Annotated in this window: 17 protein-coding genes; 12 read left to right on the forward strand and 5 right to left on the reverse strand. The window is 51.4% G+C overall.

The features are described from left to right. Positions 1–41: 41 nt before the first annotated feature. Positions 42–2,096, reverse strand: a complete 2,055-nt coding sequence (gene fusA / locus ACNRUY_RS16650; protein ID WP_488112776.1) for an elongation factor G — start codon at positions 2,094–2,096, stop codon at positions 42–44. A 386-nt stretch (positions 2,097–2,482) separates the two neighbouring features. Here fusA and ACNRUY_RS16655 point away from each other — a divergent pair, with 386 nt between their 5' ends. Further along, positions 2,483–3,241 (forward strand): hypothetical protein, encoded by a 759-nt coding sequence (locus tag ACNRUY_RS16655; RefSeq protein WP_488112777.1) that lies wholly within the window; start codon positions 2,483–2,485, stop codon positions 3,239–3,241. Positions 3,242–3,265: 24 nt separating this feature from the next. Here ACNRUY_RS16655 and ACNRUY_RS16660 read toward each other — a convergent pair whose 3' ends face one another. After that, positions 3,266–3,922 carry a hypothetical protein gene (locus ACNRUY_RS16660; RefSeq protein WP_488112778.1) on the reverse strand — a complete coding sequence of 219 codons (657 nt, stop codon included), beginning with the start codon at positions 3,920–3,922 and terminating at the stop codon, positions 3,266–3,268. A 189-nt stretch (positions 3,923–4,111) separates the two neighbouring features. Between ACNRUY_RS16660 and ACNRUY_RS16665 the strand changes: the two genes are divergently transcribed. Together ACNRUY_RS16665 and bamJ are read left to right on the forward strand one after the other, a co-directional pair. Then, entirely contained in the window at positions 4,112–5,080 is a 969-nt protein-coding gene (locus tag ACNRUY_RS16665; RefSeq protein WP_488112779.1) for a ribonuclease Z, read from the forward strand. Positions 5,081–5,130: 50 nt separating this feature from the next. Next, positions 5,131–5,751 carry a BamJ family beta-barrel-assembly machinery protein gene (bamJ, locus tag ACNRUY_RS16670; RefSeq protein WP_488112780.1) on the forward strand — a complete coding sequence of 207 codons (621 nt, stop codon included), beginning with the start codon at positions 5,131–5,133 and terminating at the stop codon, positions 5,749–5,751. An 82-nt stretch (positions 5,752–5,833) separates the two neighbouring features. On the opposite strand, the gene gpmM is transcribed toward bamJ, so the two are convergent. After that, positions 5,834–7,363 (reverse strand): 2,3-bisphosphoglycerate-independent phosphoglycerate mutase, encoded by a 1,530-nt coding sequence (gene gpmM, locus ACNRUY_RS16675; protein ID WP_488112781.1) that lies wholly within the window; start codon positions 7,361–7,363, stop codon positions 5,834–5,836. 303 nt (positions 7,364–7,666) lie between these two features. On the opposite strand from gpmM, the gene ACNRUY_RS16680 reads away from it, so the two are divergent. Next, entirely contained in the window at positions 7,667–8,083 is a 417-nt protein-coding gene (locus tag ACNRUY_RS16680; protein WP_488112782.1) for a rhodanese-like domain-containing protein, read from the forward strand. 101 nt (positions 8,084–8,184) lie between these two features. Next, complete coding sequence (secB, locus tag ACNRUY_RS16685) at positions 8,185–8,652, forward strand: protein-export chaperone SecB (protein ID WP_488112783.1); 468 nt, start codon at positions 8,185–8,187, stop codon at positions 8,650–8,652. Between the two features lie 40 nt (positions 8,653–8,692). On the opposite strand, the gene trmL is transcribed toward secB, so the two are convergent. Next, the gene (gene trmL / locus ACNRUY_RS16690; protein ID WP_488112784.1) at positions 8,693–9,157 is read right to left on the reverse strand and encodes a tRNA (uridine(34)/cytosine(34)/5-carboxymethylaminomethyluridine(34)-2'-O)-methyltransferase TrmL; all 465 of its coding nucleotides are present in this window, start codon (positions 9,155–9,157) and stop codon (positions 8,693–8,695) included. Between the two features lie 219 nt (positions 9,158–9,376). Between trmL and ACNRUY_RS16695 the strand changes: the two genes are divergently transcribed. The 3 genes from ACNRUY_RS16695 (at position 9,377) to ACNRUY_RS16705 (ending at position 13,785) form a co-directional block, all read left to right on the forward strand. Continuing rightward, positions 9,377–9,961, forward strand: coding sequence for a hypothetical protein (locus ACNRUY_RS16695; protein ID WP_488112785.1), 585 nt, complete (start codon positions 9,377–9,379; stop codon positions 9,959–9,961). A 282-nt stretch (positions 9,962–10,243) separates the two neighbouring features. Next, positions 10,244–11,122 (forward strand): hypothetical protein, encoded by an 879-nt coding sequence (locus ACNRUY_RS16700; RefSeq protein ID WP_488112786.1) that lies wholly within the window; start codon positions 10,244–10,246, stop codon positions 11,120–11,122. Positions 11,123–11,148: 26 nt separating this feature from the next. Further along, a complete protein-coding gene (locus tag ACNRUY_RS16705; RefSeq protein ID WP_488112787.1) occupies positions 11,149–13,785 on the forward strand; it encodes a TcfC E-set like domain-containing protein in 2,637 nt (878 codons plus the stop codon). A gap of 169 nt (positions 13,786–13,954) precedes the next feature. Here the strand turns inward: ACNRUY_RS16705 and ACNRUY_RS16710 are convergent, their stop codons facing one another. Next, positions 13,955–14,704, reverse strand: coding sequence for a fimbrial biogenesis chaperone (locus ACNRUY_RS16710; RefSeq protein ID WP_488112788.1), 750 nt, complete (start codon positions 14,702–14,704; stop codon positions 13,955–13,957). 411 nt (positions 14,705–15,115) lie between these two features. Between ACNRUY_RS16710 and ACNRUY_RS16715 the strand changes: the two genes are divergently transcribed. The 4 genes from ACNRUY_RS16715 to ACNRUY_RS16730 all read left to right on the forward strand — a co-directional run bounded on the left by ACNRUY_RS16715 (position 15,116) and on the right by ACNRUY_RS16730 (position 20,395). Further along, the gene (locus tag ACNRUY_RS16715; protein ID WP_488112789.1) at positions 15,116–15,709 is read left to right on the forward strand and encodes a hypothetical protein; all 594 of its coding nucleotides are present in this window, start codon (positions 15,116–15,118) and stop codon (positions 15,707–15,709) included. A 164-nt stretch (positions 15,710–15,873) separates the two neighbouring features. After that, positions 15,874–18,396 (forward strand): TcfC E-set like domain-containing protein, encoded by a 2,523-nt coding sequence (locus ACNRUY_RS16720; protein WP_488112790.1) that lies wholly within the window; start codon positions 15,874–15,876, stop codon positions 18,394–18,396. Continuing rightward, entirely contained in the window at positions 18,396–19,358 is a 963-nt protein-coding gene (locus tag ACNRUY_RS16725; protein WP_488112791.1) for a hypothetical protein, read from the forward strand. The genes ACNRUY_RS16720 and ACNRUY_RS16725 overlap by 1 nt, the downstream gene beginning before the upstream one ends. Positions 19,359–19,381: 23 nt before the next feature. Beyond that, positions 19,382–20,395, forward strand: a complete 1,014-nt coding sequence (locus ACNRUY_RS16730) for a hypothetical protein (protein WP_488112792.1) — start codon at positions 19,382–19,384, stop codon at positions 20,393–20,395. Positions 20,396–20,820 lie beyond the last annotated feature (425 nt).

Here is a 20,820-nt window from a genome sequence, read left to right on the forward strand (position 1 = left end):
TCTGGCATGGGAACAGGGGGGAGGCAGGAAAAACTCAGCCTTTAATGGAGCGTTTGATCTGAGCGAATCAATGCCTTCTGGATATCCGCAGGCACCGCTTCATAATGGCTGAGCTCCATAACAAACTCACCTTCACCGGAGGTAATGGATTTCAACAGGTTGCTATAGCCGGACATACTGGCCAGGGGGATCTCTGCCCGAACACAGACAAAGCCATTATCAAGGGCTTCGGTGCCGGTCACCATTCCCCGGTCTGACGCCAGATGGCCGGTAATATCACCCACACTCCAGTCCGGTGCCCTTACTTCCAGGCTCACATAGGGCTCAAGGATGACCGGACTGGCCTGACTGACCGCATCCAGAAACGCCTTTCGACCGGCAGTGACAAATGCAATTTCCTTGGAGTCCACACTGTGGTGCTTGCCGTCATAAACCACCACGCGAATATCCTGCATGGGGCTGCCAGCTATGGCACCCGAGTTCATTACTTCAAGAACCCCCTTCTCAACCGCTGGAATAAACGGACCGGGAATCGCGCCTCCCACCACTTCGCTGGCAAACTCAAAACCGGCGCCTCTTTCCAGGGGCTCTATTCTGAGGAAGACCTCGCCAAACTGTCCGGCACCACCACTCTGCTTTTTGTGTCGATGATGGCCTTCCGCAGGCTTCTGAATGGTTTCGCGATAAGGAATGCCAGGCTCGGAAGTTCTGACTTCCAGGTCATGGTTTTCCTTCATTCGTGCCAGAACCGCCTGCAGATGACCATCCCCCAGGCCACTGATAATGGTTTCATTGTATTGCTCGTTATGTTCCAGCCGGATGCTCGGATCTTCAATCAGCACCTTATGCAGAATATCGGAAAGCTTCTGCTCATCGCCGTGACGAACCGGGGTAATCGCCAGGCTGCTCATGGAGGGAGGAAAACCTAGGGGTTTCAGATAGAAGTGGTCTTCATCGTGAGAGTCATGGAGCACCGCATCAAAGTGAATGCTGTCAACCTTGGCCACTGCACAGATCTCCCCCGGGCCGGCACTGTCTACTTCAATATGCTCTGCTCCCTGAAGCTTCAGAAGATGGTTGACCCGAAAAGCTTTTCTATCCTCTCCCACGAACAGCTGGCTGCCATTGTGAATGGTTCCCTGATGGATACGGAAGACACCCATTCGTCCCACAAAAGGGTCCGTCACCACCTTGAAGACATGGGCAATGGTATGGCGGTCAGGATCTGAAACCACTTCAACGGGTGCTCCACCCGCCTCTTCGCCCACAGCCTTTTTCATAAACAGCGGGGGATTTCCCTCCCAGGGCGTGGGCATCAACTCGGCAATAATATCCAGCAGCAAACCCAGGCCTGCCCCGGTTCTGGCTGACACAAAACACACCGGCAGCAAATGGCCTTCCCTCAGGCATTGTTCAAAGGGATCATGGAGCTGGGCCGGCTCAATGCTCTGTTCCTGCTCCAGATAAAGCTCCATCAACCCTTCATCCATTTCGATCACCTGCTCAACAAGCGTGTCATGGGCCTGGGTCACCGAGCTGAAAGCGACTTCCGCGTTGTATTCCGGACTGAAATAGCAGTCCACCACCCGGGAGCCATCCTTCGAGGGCAGGTTGATAGGCAGACAGCAACTGCCAAATAACCGCTGCAGTTCCAGAAGGGTTTGTTCTGCTTTTGCTTCAGAAGCATCACAGTGATTGATAATAATCAGCCCGCACTTGTCCCGTTGCTGCATCAGTTCAAAAGCCTTGCGGGTTACCCGTTCAACACCCTGTTTGGCATTGACCACCAGCCCTGCCGACTCAACAGCGGGCAGAATGCTCATGGCCCGGCCAAAGAAGTCCGGGTTTCCAGGGGTGTCAATCAGGTTAATGCGGGTCTGGTGGTGGTTGAGGTGAAAAAGCGCTGTTTCCAGAGAGTGCCCGGCCTCCTGCTCCTGCCGGGTGAAATCGGTGATGGGGGTCCCCCTGCCCTGCCCTTCCTGAAGCGGTTTATTACCCGCTCTTTGCAGCAGGGCTTCCACCAGGGTGGACTTGCCACTGCCCGCATGTCCAAGCAGGGCCAGGTTTCGAATAGGGTCGCTATGACGGTTGGCCATGGAGCTCTCCTCCTGCAGGTTCTCATTGTTATTGGGTTTGACCTGAGTATATGGAGCACTTGTTCTATTTATCTTGTCAGATGTCAATGAAGCAGGAGAGAGCCGTATTTTTTCAATGCGTTGCCCCTCAGGGCTTTTGTTGCGCTTCGCTGTGCTCAGCAGCAACCTACTGCAGGCGTTGCATAAGAAGGTTGTAAGGCCTCCAGGTTGAGCAACTTTAACGTAGGTTGCAGCTGAACGTAGTGAAGCGCAACTGAAAAAGGCACAGAAGCGATCAGAGCCCGACCATCTCAGAGAGATTGTTTGGGTACAAGCGCTTTCCTGCACTAGAGTAAAAACACAGGCTGATTTTATCTTACGGATCGTTATGGAAAGGACTTGCCAATATGCCCAAAGAAAGGTTCGCCCATTTTGTCAGCAAACTCTTTTTTAAAAAGCACAAGAGCAATTCACCGGAAGCGCACTCCCCAGACCACAGGGGCATCATTGAGTGGAGTCTGGAAACTCCCCGCCCTGAAATACACGAGCCCGAGAGCAATCAAAATCCTTCAGACTGTCTGGAGCTAACCCCACCTTTGACCGGCACTGTTACGGAGCAACAACTGAGCGAAGCAGGCTTGCTCAACAGCCCTTCAGACTACCAGCAGCTCTGTGATGACCTTGGGCGCCTTTACATGGAATGGTCAGGTATCCGACCCAGGCTACAGGCATTCCGGAAACTCCAGAGATTCAATCCGGCTTTCACCCAGCGGGATTTTGGTCTGCTGATGCGGGCATGGTCAGTGGAAGAACAGACGAGCTGGTGTGAACAACTGAATTCGGCCAAAGGCAATGAGTCCGAAGCCTGTCGCAAGGTGTTCAAAGTGCTGGGAAAACACTGGCACTTCCACTCCAGAACCTTGAATGCCATTGATCATATAGACAGTCAGTCCCTGGCATCCACCTCTCTGTTTGACCAGCTGCAAGCCCTGAGTACGTTGTGCACCGGCTTACAGGGGCAATGCATGGGACAAAAAGAGATGGCAGGCATCATTAACAGCAAACGGCTCAATGAAGACCTGGTCAGCCAGATTCAAAAAGCCTGGCACCATCCTGAAGCTCTGGATGAAATCAATGGCAGGCTTTCTGGCTTCCTGGCTGGCTGACCAGTATATTGTTTGGTCGGCCTGTCAAAATGCCAAACTTCCCAGCTCTTTTTCCGTTTTGATCAATTGCCTGGCGTCGTCCACAATCACCACAAAATCCATTAATTCATCAAACTTCTCACTCCAATCCTCAGGTGTTGAGGCCTTAATAACAAGTCTGACAAACTCATCAACATCTCCAACTTTCATCTTTATTAACTTACTCCACTCTACCAGTTGATCTGAACTTACAGGCTTTTGCCTGTTATGCTTTTCTGTAAACTGCCTCTTCAAATTATTTTTCTGACTTTTCAGATAGCTGACTACAGCCGTTTTTTGGAGAGCCTCTGAATGTATAAAAAGCACATTTCTTCCATCAGCATGTGGAGAAAAGCGCTTCTGTGAAACTTTTACTTTTTTGGCTACTGCTTCAGTTTCTTGCTCCATAGGCTCCGCTTTTCGCTTTCTTACTCCCTGCTTTCCAGCCCTGACATCAACAAAGTCACTCTCACCAGCTCCAATTGGAGGCGTGACCATTTCAGAACCCTGCAACGCGCTGGCAGAATGCTCAACAGCTCTCACTCTTGATAAAGAAACAGTGGGTAAAACACCACTAACTCGGGATGTTGATGCAATCGGCTCAGAAGAACCCGCTGTTTGCATTGAGCCAGTCGTTACAGCTGGTGGAATATTAATATTCATTGAACGCCCTCCTTACCAAGCAACAAGAAGCTTGTATAGCAGTTCAATGGGGTTAACGTTGTAACCAAACCGTCAGCCATACTGACAATACCATTTGCCGCCATCGTTGCTCTGATAAAGAAGAGTCTGAATATTCAAGCAAGCCAGTCTGGGTTACCATAAAAATCTCAATGCATTAATGGCGGCTCCATGAGACTGACCTTTCTGGGTACCTCCGCAGGCACCCCCACCACCGAACGCAATGTCACCGCACTGGCTCTGGCCATTGACGACAGCAAACAATGGTATCTGGTGGATTGTGGTGAAGGCACCCAGCACCAGCTGCTGCGCTGTCGCTATACCCTCAATAACCTTAAAGCAGTGTTTATCACCCATGTCCATGGGGATCATATGTACGGTTTACCCGGGCTGCTCACCTCCGCCAGCATGCAGGGACGCACAGCCCCCCTGACCATCTGTGCACCGGACGGTGTTCAACCGTTTGTGGAGGCGGCCCTGCATTACGCTGCCGTGACCGACCTGCCTTTTGAACTGCACTTTCAGAAAACGGATCACGAGGGCTTTGAGTATCACGACAGTGCCTTTTCAGTCACCGCCCATGAACTGTCCCACAGAGTTCCCTCTTTTGCTTACCGGTTTATAGAAAAAACCGTCAGCACCCAGCTGGACCAGAATCGCCTGGAGCATCTGAACGTACCTAGAGGCCCCCTCTGGGGCAGTCTGCAGAGAGGAGAATCCGTCACTCTGGAAGATGGCTCCATCATTCACCCGGAACAGGTGATGCAGCCACCGCCCAACAGCAGGGTTGCAGTGATTGCCGGTGACAATGACCAGCCGGAACTGCTGATCAATGCCTTGATGCAAGCCCATCTTCTGGTGCATGAAGCCACCATGACCGATGAAGTGCTGCAGAAAGTGGGCTCCACATGGATGCACAGTTCAGCCAGAATGGTGGCCGAAGCCGCACAGAAAAGCGGGGTCCCTAACCTTATCCTTACCCATTTCAGTGGCCGCTACCGGTTATCAGCCAAGGCCGGACCTGCCAGTGTCAAAGTCATTCAACAGGAAGCCAGTGAATTCTACGATGGCACCATTGACCTTGCCCGGGACCTGGGCACCTGGGAGGTGACCCGGGAAGGTGAGCTGATTTCCCTGTAACCGTGATATACTCGCCCGCTGGCTCCATTCACTAACGAAGTTGACACTGAATGACTGATAAATACCAAACCATGGAAGAGCGGGTGAGCTACGGCATCGGCCGCCAGATGGGCGATCAGCTCTCCTCCAACCCTATTGCCGGCCTCTCTATCGATGCCGTTCTGGCCGGTCTGGCCGACTCCCTGAATGGAGTGGAAAGCGCGGTTTCCCAGGCCGACCTGCACGCAGCATTCAGCGAAATGCAGCAGCGCCTCCAGGCAGAAGAAGCGGAGAAAGCGAAAGTACTGGCCGCTGAGGGTGAAAAATTCCTGGCAGAAAATGCCAAGCGGGATGAAGTTCAGGTGACGGATTCCGGCCTGCAGTTCCAGGTGCTGGCAGAAGGCAATGGTGACAAACCCACCCGCTCCTCCACCGTGCGGACTCATTACCACGGGACCCTCATTGACGGAACAGTATTTGACAGCTCCGTTCAGCGCGGTGAACCTGCGGAGTTCCCGGTGGGCGGTGTTATCGCAGGCTGGACAGAAGCCCTGCAGATGATGAATGTGGGCTCCAAGTGGCGCCTGTTCGTGCCTTACAACCTGGCTTATGGTGAGCGCGGTGCCGGTGGTGCCATTGGCCCCTACACCACACTGATCTTTGAGGTTGAGCTGCTGGACATTGTGGCCTGATATTTCGGCCTGTCTCTCTGTGGATAAGTGTGAAACCACACTTATCCACAATCTATCGCTTTTTAAATAACGTTAAAGCCGCTCACACCAGCAGTGACTTGCCCGTCATCTCTTCCGGCTGAGGAATCTCCATCAGGTCCAGCAGAGTGGGAGCCAGATCCGAAAGAATACCGTTGTTCAGCGTGATGTTCTTTGGTCCGGAATAAACCAGAGGCACCAACTCACAGGTATGAGCAGTATGAGCCTGCCCTGTGGATGGATCCTGCATCTGCTCAGCATTACCATGGTCCGCCGTAATCAGGCATTGTCCACCCACCTCTTCCAGGGCAGCAATCACACGACCAATGCTCTCATCAACAGCCTCTACCGCTTTCACGGCAGCATCAAAGACACCGGTATGTCCCACCATATCGCAGTTGGCATAGTTACAAATGATCAAGTCATGCTGTCCACTGCGGATTTCTTCCACCAGCCGGTCGGTCACTTCCGGAGCGCTCATTTCCGGCTGCAGGTCATAGGTGGCGACTTTGGGGGAGTTCACCAGCACCCGGCTTTCTCCCTGGAAAGGCGCTTCACGGCCACCGCTGAAGAAGAAGGTCACATGGGCGTATTTTTCCGTTTCCGCGATACGCAGCTGGGTCTTGCCCAGCTTCTCCATGTACTCACCCAGAGTATTGGGAAGTTCTGCTGGCGGGAAAGCACAGACTGTATCAATATCGGCGGCATACTGGGTCAGCATGACAAAACCGGCCAGCTCTGGCTTACGACTGCGCTGGAAACCATCAAAGTCTTTTTCCACAAAGGCGCGGGTAATTTCCCGGGCACGGTCAGCACGGAAGTTCATAAATACCAGGGCATCGCCATCGTTCAGGGCAGCGGGCTGGTCGCCAATCACAGTGGCTTTCACAAACTCGTCGTTTTCATCCCGCTCATAAGCGGCTTTCAGCCCTTCCACAGCGGTGGCAGCCGTATATTCCGCCTTGCCATCGGTGATCAGGTCATACGCTTCCTGAACCCGCTCCCAACGATTATCACGATCCATGGCATAGTAACGGCCAATCAGACTGGCAATCCGGCCAATGCCCTTGTTTTTCAGTGCCTCATCCAACTTTGCCAGAGAGGCTTCTGCGCTGCGGGGAGGGGTATCCCGGCCATCAAGAAACGCATGCACATAGACTGCTTTGGCTCCCCGCTTTGCCGCCAGCTCAACCATGGCGTGAATATGATCTTCATGGCTGTGCACGCCACCAGGAGACATCAACCCCATGATATGCACCGCCTTGCCAGCGGCAACGGCTTTGTCCACAGCATTGGTAAACGCGGGATTTTCAAAAAAATCACCGTCCTGAATGGACTTGGTGATGCGGGTGAAGTCCTGATAGACAACACGGCCAGCCCCAAGGTTCATATGGCCCACTTCACTGTTGCCCATCTGGCCGTCAGGCAGGCCTACATCCAGCCCGGAACCGGAGACAAAACTGTGAGGATTCTCTTTCTGCAAACGATCCATCACCGGCGTACTGGCGGCATAGATAGCATTGCTTTCGGTTGCTTCGCGATGGCCATAGCCATCGAGAATAATCAGGGCTGTTGGGATGCGCTTGTCAGTCATGGGTTCAACCTTGCGGTATAAAGGCTTGAATAGAGGCTTGTATATAGAGAGTGGTGTCGCATTCTACCTGCTTCGCCGCCGGTTTCCAGTGATTATGCCCTTTTGAAAAAACAGGGACAAAAAAGCCGTCAACCTGTGATTATCTCTGACAACCGTCGATAACTACTGCCGTCTTGTGGTAAGTAAGCGCTCTTCCATAGCTTTGTCATAAGCTGGGAAAGAATCCTAATCATCCGCTTACTTTCCTGACACTGGAACAGTATACTCCCCTCCTTCAATATTACAGATTGACAGCTTTTTGGCATGGAACAATTTATCGAGTTTGTGATCAACCACCCCCTGCATATCGGCGCGCTCGTGGCCCTGGCCAGTGCCCTGGCCTTCACGGAAATGCGCAAGGGCGGCCAGACTATCTCCACCGGACAGCTGACACTGCTGGTAAATCAGGACAAGGCCGTTGTTGTGGATGTCCGGGAAAAGGCGGATTTTTCCAAAGGACACATTGTCAACGCCATCAATATTCCCCATCTGAAGTTGAAAGAAAGGGCATCAGAGCTGGAAAAGCATGGCGACAAAAGCCTTATTATTGTTGACGCCATGGGGCAACACAGTGGCTCGGCGGGCAAAACCCTGAAAGCAGCAGGCATCACCAATGTTGTCCGACTCCAGGGGGGAATGAACACCTGGACGTCCGACAATCTGCCAGTGGTTAAAAAGTAAACCGCTAAAAATAAACCGCCATCAATGGCGGTTTTTCACTTTTGCAGTAGAATTGCCTCCGATAAACATCGCTTATTACGTCTAAAACCAAGGAAATGAAAATGGCTGAGAACCAGCAGGAACAACCGCAATTTGCCCTTCAGCGTATTTATATGAAGGATGTGTCCTTTGAATCCCCCAAGGCACCGGAAATCTTCCAGAAGCAATGGCAGCCTGAGGTCAAACTGGACCTGAGCACCAGCAACCGGCCACTGGAAGAAGGGCTGTATGAGGTCGTTCTGTCCCTGACGGTCACCGTTGAAAATGGCTCTGAAGAGAGTAAGGAAACCGCATTTGTAACAGAAGTGCACCAGGCAGGTGTTTTCCTGGCCAAGGGGCTGGGTGAAGAAGAGCTGCACCGCACTCTGGGCGCTTTCTGCCCGAACATTCTGTTCCCCTACGCCCGCGAAGCCGTTGACAACCTGGTTCTGCGTGGCAGCTTCCCTCCACTGATGCTGGCTCCGGTCAACTTCGACGCCCTGTACATGCAGGCACTGGAACAGCAGGGTGCTCCAGAAGCCGTCAATTAAGCACGGCAATCATCCGGTCGGCTCCCAAACGGGAGCCGAACTACTGACCTCCATTGAAGCCCAACTGTCTCCAGGCTTCATAGACCACCACCGCCACCGTATTGGACAGATTCAGGCTCCTGCTCTGTGCCAGCATGGGCAGTCTCAGTACCTGTTCAGGAGGCAACGACTCCAGAATATCAGCAGGCAATCCGCGAGTTTCCGGTCCAAACATTAGAGCATCTCCTGGCATAAACTCACAGTCACTGTAGGTGCAACGCCCTTTGGTACTCAGAGCCATCACTCTCTGTGGTTTTACCGATTGAATAAAAGCCTGAAAATCCTTATGAATCTTCAACGGGGCGTACTCATGGTAATCCAGACCGGCCCGCTTCAGGCGCTGATCATCCAGCTCAAAACCCAGAGGCCGGATCAGATGAAGACGAAAGCCGGTATTGGCGCATAAGCGAATGATATTGCCGGTATTCGGAGGAATTTCAGGTTGATAAAGCACAACATCGAGCATTGCAGCCCCCGGTATTTTTTAAAAGTGGAACGGATAATAAGCGAAACGATCAGGCAAAGAAATTCCTTCGATAAATCAATCACTTCTATTCAATGAGTTATCCAGCCTGTTTTTTCTTTTTTTATGCGGAACTTTTTTCCAAGAAAGCCCTCAAAGTCCACGAAAGGCCATGAATAACTCACGGGTCAATAACCAGAAAGCCAATCTTGGGAGAAAATAATGCGTTTTAAATCAACCAGAACCATCGCTGCGGCTGCGCTGATCACTACCATCGGACAGTATGCATTGGCGGCAGACTCCATTAATATCGATGTAGAAGTAACTATTGAGGAAAGCTTTGGAATAACTCAAAATGGGAACCCTGGGACTAATGGATTTAACAGCAGCCTTAAACTGAACATTGATCCTGAAAATCCAGAACAGGTAGTTGAAGATCAGGTGGACTTTTGTATGTATAACAATACCAACAAAGGGTTGAAGTTATCCATTGAAGGAGCTATACCAGACTTTGATAAGAGTTTACCGGCCTCACAGGTTGATGGGCTGAAGTCAGAATTCTATGTATTTAATGCTGATAAAAGCACTGCCTTGCCAATCGACATCTACTATGCCAGCAAGGATAAAGGAACCCAAGAGAAAGTCATTAACAGAGGAAAGTTAGAAAAAATCTCAACGCAAACCTCACAATCTGCCTGTAGTAATCTTAACTCTACATTGATTGCCAAAACCAGGCCTAATACAGCTAAAGAAGCAGGCGCAGATACGCTAAATACCACTCTGACACTTAAAGTCAAACCAGAATAAACCTGAGTTACCGCCACACTTTGGGCTTTAACAAGCCCAAAGTTCCTTCCATAAAGCAATAGAAAGCAATAGAAAGCAACTATTATTTCATAGCTGACTTAAACTACTTACTATAGATAAAAATCCATATAGTAAGATAAATATATCAACCACTACTGACTTGGATGTCAATAAATGCCGCCTACCTCCTCCTGGTTGGATCCCTGGAAGAAAAAACAGAACAAGAACAAGCTATTATTCTTACCATCTGTTGCAACGTTTGTTTTTCTGACTATAGCTGGCTTGATCCAATCACTGAACGCTGAAGAAACGATACAGCTGGAAGGCCTACCCAGAGAAATTATCCTCGAATGGGACGGACAACAAAGCCAGATTGACAGCCTCCAGCCTTTCTGTGTTCAAACAAAAAACCTCATCGATAAAAAAAAAACACCTCAGCCTCAATACCTGTTTAACGTTAAGAACAGCACTCAGTTCAACACCTCCTTTTCCGCCACCAATCATCGGGGAAGCGTCCCAATTGAGCTGTACCTGACAAGCCATGGCCAACCAGTAAAAATAGAAGTGGGGAAAGACATCAATCTGGACGATGCCTCTGCTGTTTGTGGAAAAAACCTCCTCTCCCTGAAAATCCTGAGCACTGGCAACCTTGAGAACCTGGCTCAGGGGGAGTACCAGGCAAACCTTAACCTGACGGTCAAAAACAAAGACCAGGACCTGCTATTTGAAGACAACCTGATCATTCGAATCAGGATTCCCCCCATCACCCGTATCAGAGGTGACCGTGAGCTTTCTCTGGGTACCTTCAGGCAGGAAGACATCAGGAAAGAGGTCAGACTCTGTTATTACAGGAACACCCCAGGATTTTACAACCTGAAAGTTGAAAGCCTGTCCGCCCGGAAGGGTGCTTTTGAGCTGTTTAAGCAGAACACAAGCATGCCCGAAAGCCTTGATTATCACGTAAGCCTGAAAACCGGCCTCCATACCTTTTCCCCTGTAACAGCGGGTGAAATCATTACCAACCTGACCGGAAGCCAACACCCTGATTGTTCCAGCAGGGACAACCTGACCCTCCAGATTGCACTTCTAAAGCAGGATGCCGAGAAAGTCAGCGCCGGACTGTACCGGGGGACACTGCGACTGACGTTTGAAGTGCAATAACTACCGGGCTCGCCGATAAGGGAGAAATGGACTGCCTTATCATTCTCCCTCAAATGCCCATAGTGAAGGAAAACCAGAATTATCGACTAATAGCCGTCAACAAGGATAAGGCCTGCTCACACACCGGATTTCTCTGGTTAAGTAAGCGCATTAAAAACCTTACCCTGATGGCCGCCCTACTTTCTCCACTCTTTATTGAAACATGCAGCACAACGGCAATAGCTGATGAGGGGGGAGCTGAAGAGTCCATTTTTGAAGAAAGTGGCATACCCGAAGGGTTCGAGCGGCTCACAGAACCCCAAACAACCAAAGTCGATGTTTTCTTTGGCGGACGCTTTCTGATATCCACACCCGTGGTCTACACACCGGAATCCATTGAATTCACCACCCCTGACGAAGTCGTAAAGCACATCCCGGAAAGCAGCCGGAAAGAAGTGTTGATTGAGGCCCTCTCCGGCCCCCTTGACCGCCACGATGACTTTCTGTGCGAAGGGCTCAATTGCCCTGTATACAACCCTGATGTGGCAGGGGTAATCTTTGATGAACCCCGCTTTCGACTGACACTGCTCATTAACAAAAACTACCTGCCTCCCCCCAGACAGCCCGGCCTGCATTTTCTGCCTCCCTCAAGTGCCGATGGGGCTTTTCTGCAAACAGGAAATTTCCTGTTTTCAGGCTCTCACACCTCCGGGGACAGTCACTCACCCGACAGTGAGACCTGGACATTCTTTGGCCAGTCGACCTTGTCCTTCCGTGAAAAATCCCTGGAGTCCCGCTGGGATCAGGATAAAGAGCGGGGTTTTGGTATACGTAGCCTGTCCCTGGCATCGGATCGTCAGGGGTTCTATTACAATGCCGGACTGATTCCCGGCCGGGGGTTTGGCCTGACATTTTCTCCTGACCATACCCTTCTTGGCGTTCATATGGGCTCTTCAGCAAGAACCCTGATGGACGATGGCTTCAATCAAAGCACCCGCCTGCCCGTTTTCCGCACCAATAGAGGCCGGGTTGATGTACTCCGTGATGGAAGACTGATTCATACTGAGTTCCAGGAAGCGGGTAATCAGCTGATCAATACCCAAAGCTTTCCATCCGGTGCTTATGAAATCACCATTAAAGTCTACGATGGGAACATTCTGCAGGATGAAGAAACCCGTTTCTTTGTGAAAACCACCTTCCTTCCTCCTTCAGACATCCCTCAGTACTTTTTTGAGCTGGGGCAAAGGGCCAACCCCCAGGTCACAGGCGTCTGGCCCACTCTACAAAACGGACTGGTTACCCGCACGGGCTACAACTTCCGACTCAATGAAACCAGTAGCCTGTCTATCGCTGGCTCAGCCAGCAGCGAGGAGGCTCTGACAGAGCTGTCCTGGCTTAAACTGGGAAAAAGTTACCAGCTGGGAGTCAGTGCCATGCTGGCTGACAGGGGCCGGTTTGGATATTCCTCCCATCTGTTCAAACAGTGGCATCGCCTTAGCACCCAACTCAGTTATCGGCGTCTTTCCAGCACTTCCATTCACTTTGGATCTTCTGAGGGAGCCAGCAACCGGCCTCAGTTGCTTAATAATGGCTTTCAACAAGGTTCTGCCAGCTTTTCTCTGCCACTGTTCAGTGGCTCCCTGGAGCTTCGTCGAAGCGTCTACCAGCAACAGCACCCTCTGGAAGGAGAGGCTGGCACAACCCGCACTGACACGATCAGCTGGAGCGGCATGCTTTGGAGCCTGGGGGATTTCGCACTGCGTTTTCGCACCGAAGTCAGCCAGAACCGCGACCGGGAAAAAAACAATCTCAGCATTTTGGGTAATATCGAACTGAATCAGAGGCATTATTATGGATATAACAAACTCAGCCACCAGACACGAACACTGAAAAAGGAGCAACCGAGCCTCATAACCAGAGAGCAAAAGAGACAATACCGCCTTGCAACCACCTGGTATGACCGGGAACTGCTCCAGGATGACCTGGCCATTGATGCATTTGCCGAAGAGTCAGAAAAAAGTTCAACGGTGAGTGCAGGCATTCGTTTTAACGGCCAATATCTTGATACATCCGTCGGGCTTAACCACGTGAGCACTGACGATGCACCGTCCGTTAGCACCTATTCAGGCCGGCTGAGCGCCAGCCTGATTACCGATGGAGAGTCCGTATTTCTTGGTGGCCGGGGAAGCACCGAAAGTGGCCTTCTGGTCAAACTGAATGGGAAAATGCGAGGCAGCTTTGATATCTGGATCAACGGCCAGCGCCAGGGATATAGCACCATTGGTAACAGCGCCCTGATCAGCCTGGCCCCCTTCAGCACTTACCAAGTCTTTATCCGGCCACAGGGTGAAGGTCACTTTGAGTACGACGAAGCTGAGCATGAATTTACCCTTTATCCCGGTAATATCCAAACCCTCAGCTGGGACATCGAGCAGGTTCTGGTGTTAATCGGCCAGCTTGAGGACCCGGAAGGCAACCCGGTCAGCAATGCACTTCTGGAAGGGGTGATCGGGACTTCGGATACGGACAGCCTTGGCTTGTTTCAGGCGAGAATTCTGGACAGAAAAAGAACTTTCGATGTGGCTTTACCCGATGGTTCAAAATGCCGGGTTGTCCTTCCTGAGTCACTGGATGTTCACCGGGGGATTGTTCTGACCGGGCCATTAACCTGTGAGCCCCTGTAACGCGATAATGGTTGCGCTTCGCTGTGCTCAACAGCAGCCTATATTCCAGAGCCACTTTAACGTAGGTTGCTGCTGAACGAAGTGAAGCGCAACAAAAAAAGGAAACAGAATCTATAAGAACCCGGCCATCACAAAGCTGAGATTATCAGGATACAAGGACTATTCTGTACTAATCACCAAAAGTACGAGTAACCACCTGATTGCCGTCATCCAGGTCATAGGTAAATGGCCCCGGAAAAGGCGGTTTCATCAACCACTCATTGCCTGCGTATAGCCGACGGGGATCAAGCTCCCTGCAGTCCTTTTTATCCTTTGGATTGCATTGCCTTCCGCCTTTTAAATAGACGTTGGTATTGCCGGTGTTGCGGAACAGAACCTGATCGCCCTTCCTCTCATAAATCACATTACCCACCGGCTTTTCAGGTCGAACAATCACCAGAATCTGGTAAGCCAGAATTAATTTAATGCCGCTGGCTTTTGCTTTCAGTGGCCCTTCTGCAGGGGTGAAGTCGGCGCGAAAAATACGGTCAACCTTGCCTGCATCCGCCAGTACGACGACCCTGACATTTTTCTTCCCACCAGGAGGCACCACCATTTTGTTGGGAGTAATCACCAGGGGCAGGTTTTTAATACCTTCCAGCAGAACTCGCTGCTCCTTGTCGGTTCCCGGATGGATGACCTCCCTGATCTCAACGTTGACATAAAGGTTATTTTTTTCGTGCTTATTAAACACCCGGAGGTCATCATGATGAGCCTTTCCGGGTTTGAAGTCGAAAATCAATTTATCCAGCTTGATCTCAGCCTGGGCAAAGCCAGTGATCATCACCAGTGTCAAAAACAAGGCGATCAGATTGCAGGTTTTGCCAAACTGACACAGTTTATTGTCACTGCGTCGATGACTGTAGGGCGACAGATCCATGGTCCAGAAACCTCAAATCCATATGGGGAAAACAATGGGATGTCATTGATGTCTATTAATAGTAGCTCAGGTTTTATACCATCGAAGTAGCTTAGCTGGTTTCGCAGCTCAGCCGAAAATGCGCTTACTGCAAACTTCACAGATCAGACCCATGATTAAAAATAATCCCCCCACAAAACAAAATCATAGACAAAGAGCAAGAGCCATAAGGGCAAGCCGAAATAAAATGTGACAGATATCACAGAATGGTTGACTATTTCTGGTAAACCCGTAAAGTTCAAAGTTATGTAAAGCCTGTGGTGAACTGTTGTGACAGACCACGAAAAAGGCTGATTAAATAATTAACACAAAGTCATAAACAACAACGACCAACTATTAAAGAACAGCACTGGAAAGCTGTGGGGGCAAATAATGAGAATGATAAAGCGTGTTGCGCTGGCAGCGGCGGTTTCGGCTGGTTTATCAATGACTACCGGGGCAATGGCTGCCAACCAGGGGGATCTTGGGGCTACGTCCAGCGGGGACTTTGATATCACTTTCTCAAACGCCGATCAGGCAAGAATCTGGGGATTGGAAGACCTGAACCTGACCGATGCCAACGCATCCGATGGTGCTGCCAAAACCCACGACTTCTGTGTTTTCTCAAATAAAAGTAATACGGGTTCCAACCAGTATGAAATGGAAATTGAAAGCTTAAATACTTTCAAACTGGTTAATGCTGTGACTGGGGCCGCAGATCCAGGCACCAGCCTAGCCTACACAGTATCCATTTCCGACCCGGCAGGAAACGATTTTGACGTTAATGAAAGTGCCCAGACGGATACTGGCAACCTTTTCGCAGGCTCTCTGAGCAACCAGCCTGATCCCGGCAATGACGACTGCGCAAGCCAGTCAAAAGCCAAAACCTCCCTCAGCATCCAGTTTGTTGGGGACACGACAGCCATTGGCAACGTTGCCGCAGGCTCTTACTACGACCTGGTCACCCTGACCGTTACTCCTTTGTAATCCAACCGGCGGGTCGGCCCGCCCGCGGGCCGACAATCAGCTGCATAAAAAAACCGGTAACCCATACATCGGTTACCGGTCATAAGGATCTGTTCGCCCTAGTGTTCAAAAGGCCCGTGGCGTCACAGTGAATATGTAACGGATAATGGAAGCTGCAGTCACCTATGCGCAGTTTGAAGTGCATTCACATCCAGATTTTCGCACTTTCCATGTCCTCTCTGGTGCACATGGGAGCCGTTGCGGCTGAGCCCATTTTTCTGGCAGCAAACACTCCACCTTCCGGCTTTGAAGACCTCAGCCAGACCCAGCAATCACTGGTGGATATCTATTTTGGCAACCGGTATATCACTTCCCAGCTGGCCTCCTTCCGCCCGGGAAAAGTGGAATTGCCCAACCCAGCCGAGATCGTCCGCCTGATCGGCAACCTCAATGACCCGACACTCATCACCAGCGCCCTGACCGGAGAACTCAACAGCAACCCGGACCAGACCTGCCCGCCCGGCGCTTCCCAAGCTGTCAGCAAGGACTGTGGATTGCTGACACCACCGGTAGCCGGAGTCATTTTTGATGAGTCCCGGTTCCGGGTGGATGTCTTCATCAACCGCCGCTTTATGTTGACCCGGGCCGCAGATATCCGGAAGTTTCTGCCCCCCTCGGATGCTGGTTTTGCCCTGATGCAGAACTTTTCCGGCGCCCTTTCCGGCTCTGACGCTGAAAACAGTGAATCCAGCTATACCCTGAATGGTCTGACCATGGCCTCATGGCGCGAAAACAGCCTTTACTGGAGCTGGGACTACTCCGACAGCAACCACTTTTCCGTTAACCAGCTTTACGGACAGCGGGATTTTGAAGGGCTGGAATACAACGCAGGCCTTCTCTCCACCAGCGGCTTCGGTCTCAACCTGACCTCAGATCAGCCCATGATCGGTGCAAGAATCAACAGCTCAGACAATACCCGAGAAGATATCGACTTTTCCGGGGGGATGCCAGTGGAAGTATTTCTCCCGGTAAGAGGGCGGGTCGAAATCCATAAAGACGGCAGGCTGATCAGCAGTGCCTTCTATGAAGCCGGTTCCCAGCTGTTGGATACGTCCAGTTTCCCCAGCGGGGCGTACGACATAGAAATCCGCATTCTGGACGAACAGGCCAATCTGATTTCTACGGAAAACCGTTTTTTTGCCAAACAGAACCAGATTCCTCCCATGGATGAATGGTTGTTCTTTGCAGAATCTGGCCGGGTGGTCACCCGTGAGTCTGAAAGCGCACTCCCGGAGTTAACAGAGCAATGGCTGACCCGGGGGGGCGCCAGCCGCAGACTGATGGACACCCTGGCGGCCACCGGCGCCGTGGCGGCCAATAAAGACGACGCCCTGATTGAGTTCGGCCTCTATAACTTTGGCTATCGCTACGAACTCTCCCCCTCCATCATGCTGGCAAAAGAGGGCAGCAAAGGGGTGAATATCAACAGCCGCCTTTATCTGGGGCCTGTGTCCATTAATGGCAACTATCGCCGCCTCTGGCGTGATCCCCCTGCCATCAATGATCCGGACAACCCCTCATTACTGGGCGATGGTTTTGACCAGCGATCACTCTCTGCCTCTTCCCAGTTTCTCGGGGGCAGTCTCAGCTACCGCTACAGCTATAACATGAGTGAAAACAGTGACGCTGTTCGATCCAACAGCCTGATCTATCAGCGCAGCCTGTTCCGGGCCTATGACTACGATGCTGACTTTGGCATCAATCTGAGTAAATCCGGTGATAACCGGGTGGCACTGCTCAGCATTAATTTTCGCTACCGGATGGATCAATGGAATTTCCGGGCCAACCCCAGGGCCGAGATCAGCAAGAATAATGAAGAAACCGACAGGAGCGAAAGGGTCAGACTGTCCGCATCCTGGGAAGACGGGGACCGGTACGATGGAGACCTGAGATTCAACGGCGGCGTGGAAGCCGGCTCCAGCAATGAGCGCTTCGACGCCAGTGCCCAATACGCCAATCATTATGGCCGGGGCACCATGAGCATCAACCATGCCAGAGGCGATACAGAGAACGTGACCTCCTGGGGAGGCAGCCTGAGCACCAGCTTCCTCACGGATGGTGAGGTGATTGCCATGGGAGGGGAGCAAAGGGCTGAAAGTGCCCTGGTGGTGAACCTGCAGGGACGTGAAGGGGATGTATTTGACGTTAAAGTGAATGGACAGCGCCGGGGATACGCCATTGCCGGCACCCCTTCCATTATTGCCTTGTCTCCGTTTGAACAGTATCGGGTCACCCTGAGCCCAGCGGGAGAAACCCTGTACAGTTTCGATGAGCGGGAAAAGTCCGTCACACTGTACCCCGGCAATGTGGTGACACTGGATTATGAAGCCGTTCCCCTGCAACTGCTGTTTGGACGACTGCTGTTTAATGGTGAGCCGCTGGATGGTGCCCGAATCAACGGTGGTCTTTACCCGGGCAGTACCGATGACATTGGCATGTTCCAGCTGGAAACCCGCTCCGATGTGGGTGCGCTTCAGATAGAGCTGAAAAACGGCTGGATCTGCCAGCTGCCGGTGGAGCCTCTTGAAAGCGGCTATGTACTGCAGGTTGGCAGTGTTGACCTGAAAAATACCGAGTGCGCCCCGGTGCTGGAAGGCCAGCTGGCCATCAGCAAGCGGGATGATATGGATATCATGGAGGAGCATTAATGCTGCTCAGACACAATAAATGGATTGGAGCAAAAACCGTTGCTGGCGGGTTCGCGCTGTTATCAGCCTTCCCCGAATCCGCTGAGGCTCTGTTCGCTTTCAGCCAGAGAAGCTATGTGCATCAACTGACGGAATGGGATACAGGAGATATTGAGATTTCGATTCCCATGAAACTTCAGTCCTGCCGCGGGGTCACACCTGGAAACTGGTGGGGAATCGGTTGTGAGGACTTTCAGCTGGAAGAAAACTACCAGCTGACCGCATCGGATTTTGACCTGGATCGACTGGACAATGACGGCCTGTCCGGGAGTACTGTCGTTATCAGCAAGGTTCAGTTTGCCCAGGGCTCAAACAGTCTGGAATTGCTCAACGGTGTCGAGTCGTCAGAGCTGTCACCAGGCAACTACCGCCAGGTGGACGGCACCATGACCTTTACGGTGAATAACTCGGTACTGGACCAGGCCCTCCCGGGAACCTATCGCTCGAATTTAGCACTGTATGGTGTTGAACGGGGTCAATGGACATACGATGACACATCAAACTTTTCTTTTGATATCCGGATCCCCAAACGAGTCCGGGTCAGTGGCTTAAGTAACGTCGTTTTTGGTACCGACGACGGAGGTGCCGCTTCCAGCGGGTGGAAAGCATTCTGCATATTTTCCCAGGGGGGCAGCCCGTTCCAGCTGAAGGCCTATGGGCAGAATGACGCCAATAACTTTGTGCTGAAACAGGGCAGCAGTGAACTGTCGTATCAGTTATGGATGCGTGAAACCGGAGGCAACCCAACCCGGATCACCCCTATGGACAGTTACCAGAACTGGCTTGGTTCTGACAGCCAAAACTGTCAGAATTACTTTCAGAATAATATGGAGCTGGAAGTTCGCGTTCAGGCCAGTGATAACCAAAATGCATCAGCAGGCATTTACAGGGATACAGTAACCATTGTCGTAGAAGCCGTATGATGAGCAGTTAGGGAGTACTCTCTATGAAGAGAGAGCATCTGGTTTGCTTTTTTTCCACCATCGTTACACTCAACCTTATACTGATCAGCACCTGGAGCAGTCAGGCTTTTGCACAGCTTGAATGCAAGGATTTTTCCAACAATAGAGAAAGCTGTACTGATGTCATTGGTCTGGAAAACTCTCAGATTACCCTTCAGAATAAAGACATCACCAATGGCAGTACGGTGGTTTTTGGGGAACAAGAATACTGTATTCTTTCCTACACAAGGCCCTCCCCCAACAGCAACCCAAACGCCTGGAACCTTCTTCCTTTTGATGTTCAGCTGGATGGTAATAAAAGCAATAACACATTTATTCTTGAAAACAGTAATAATCAGCTGCCCGTGTCCTTCAAATGGAAAGGCGGTGCTCCAGTCAACGGAGCATCGGTTTGGGAGTCTCCCGGACCAGGCAACCTGACCTCTGATCAGCAAGGGGCAAAATCCTGCAATGACAAACCGAACTCCCAGGCCTGGGTTCGCTTTGAGGTACTTTCTACTGACCTCCAGAATGCCCGCCCGGGCACCTATACCGGCTCATTTAATGTGGATGTTGGCCAGGACTCTGACAGTTATCACAGCAATGTTGACTTCACGGTCCGACTGCCAACACTGGTGAAAATCAGCGGCCTGGACGATATGATCCTGACTGAAAGGGGCAACAACCGCTATAGGCAGGAAGAGCCTTTCTGTGTCTTTGTCTCCGGAGGAGGGGACTACCGAATTCGTGCCAGCGGCGGCCCGGGGGCTTCAGACCCGTTTTCATTAACCAATGCCAGTAATACCATTGACTACCGCGTACGCCTTGAGAATGCCAGCAACCGGCTCGAAACGGTTTCGCCCGGCAACTGGTTGAATGCGGGTAATGGCAGCAACAACATCAACTGCAATGGAGGGACAAACAACAAAGTAAGGATTGTGGTCCTGGACCAGTGGATTGCGGGCAAGCCCGCCGGGGTCTATACCGGAACGCTCTATCTGACCGTTGAACCCACCTGAACCAGTATCAAAGAATGCACTTCCTTGGCTCAAACCGAAATGCATTTTCAACCGGACTAAGGATTAGCTGAGTCAAGCGCTTATTCCCATGAAAATGCCAAATGAAAGCTACCAAGCTCTGTTGCGCTTCGCGATGCTCAGCAGCAACCTACAGGGCCGTGTTTTGAAGCCGGGTAGGTTGCTGCTGAACGCAGTGAAGCGCAACACGACACAGGTTTGAGGCTCCAGGGATATTAGCCCCTGGCCGCACTAGGCGGCGTTATCATCTAACCGTTCAATCATATTGCTGGAAACCAGACCGGAAAGGCAGCTGATAGTGAGCTAAAGTATGTGAATTTGGTTTGCTATGGCTCGCACAGTACTCAAAGATGATCAATGGGATCGGATCAAAGACATGTTACCAGGCAAGGCCTCTGATCCCGGAC

The sequence above is a fragment of the Endozoicomonas sp. Z74 genome, assembly GCF_057680865.1.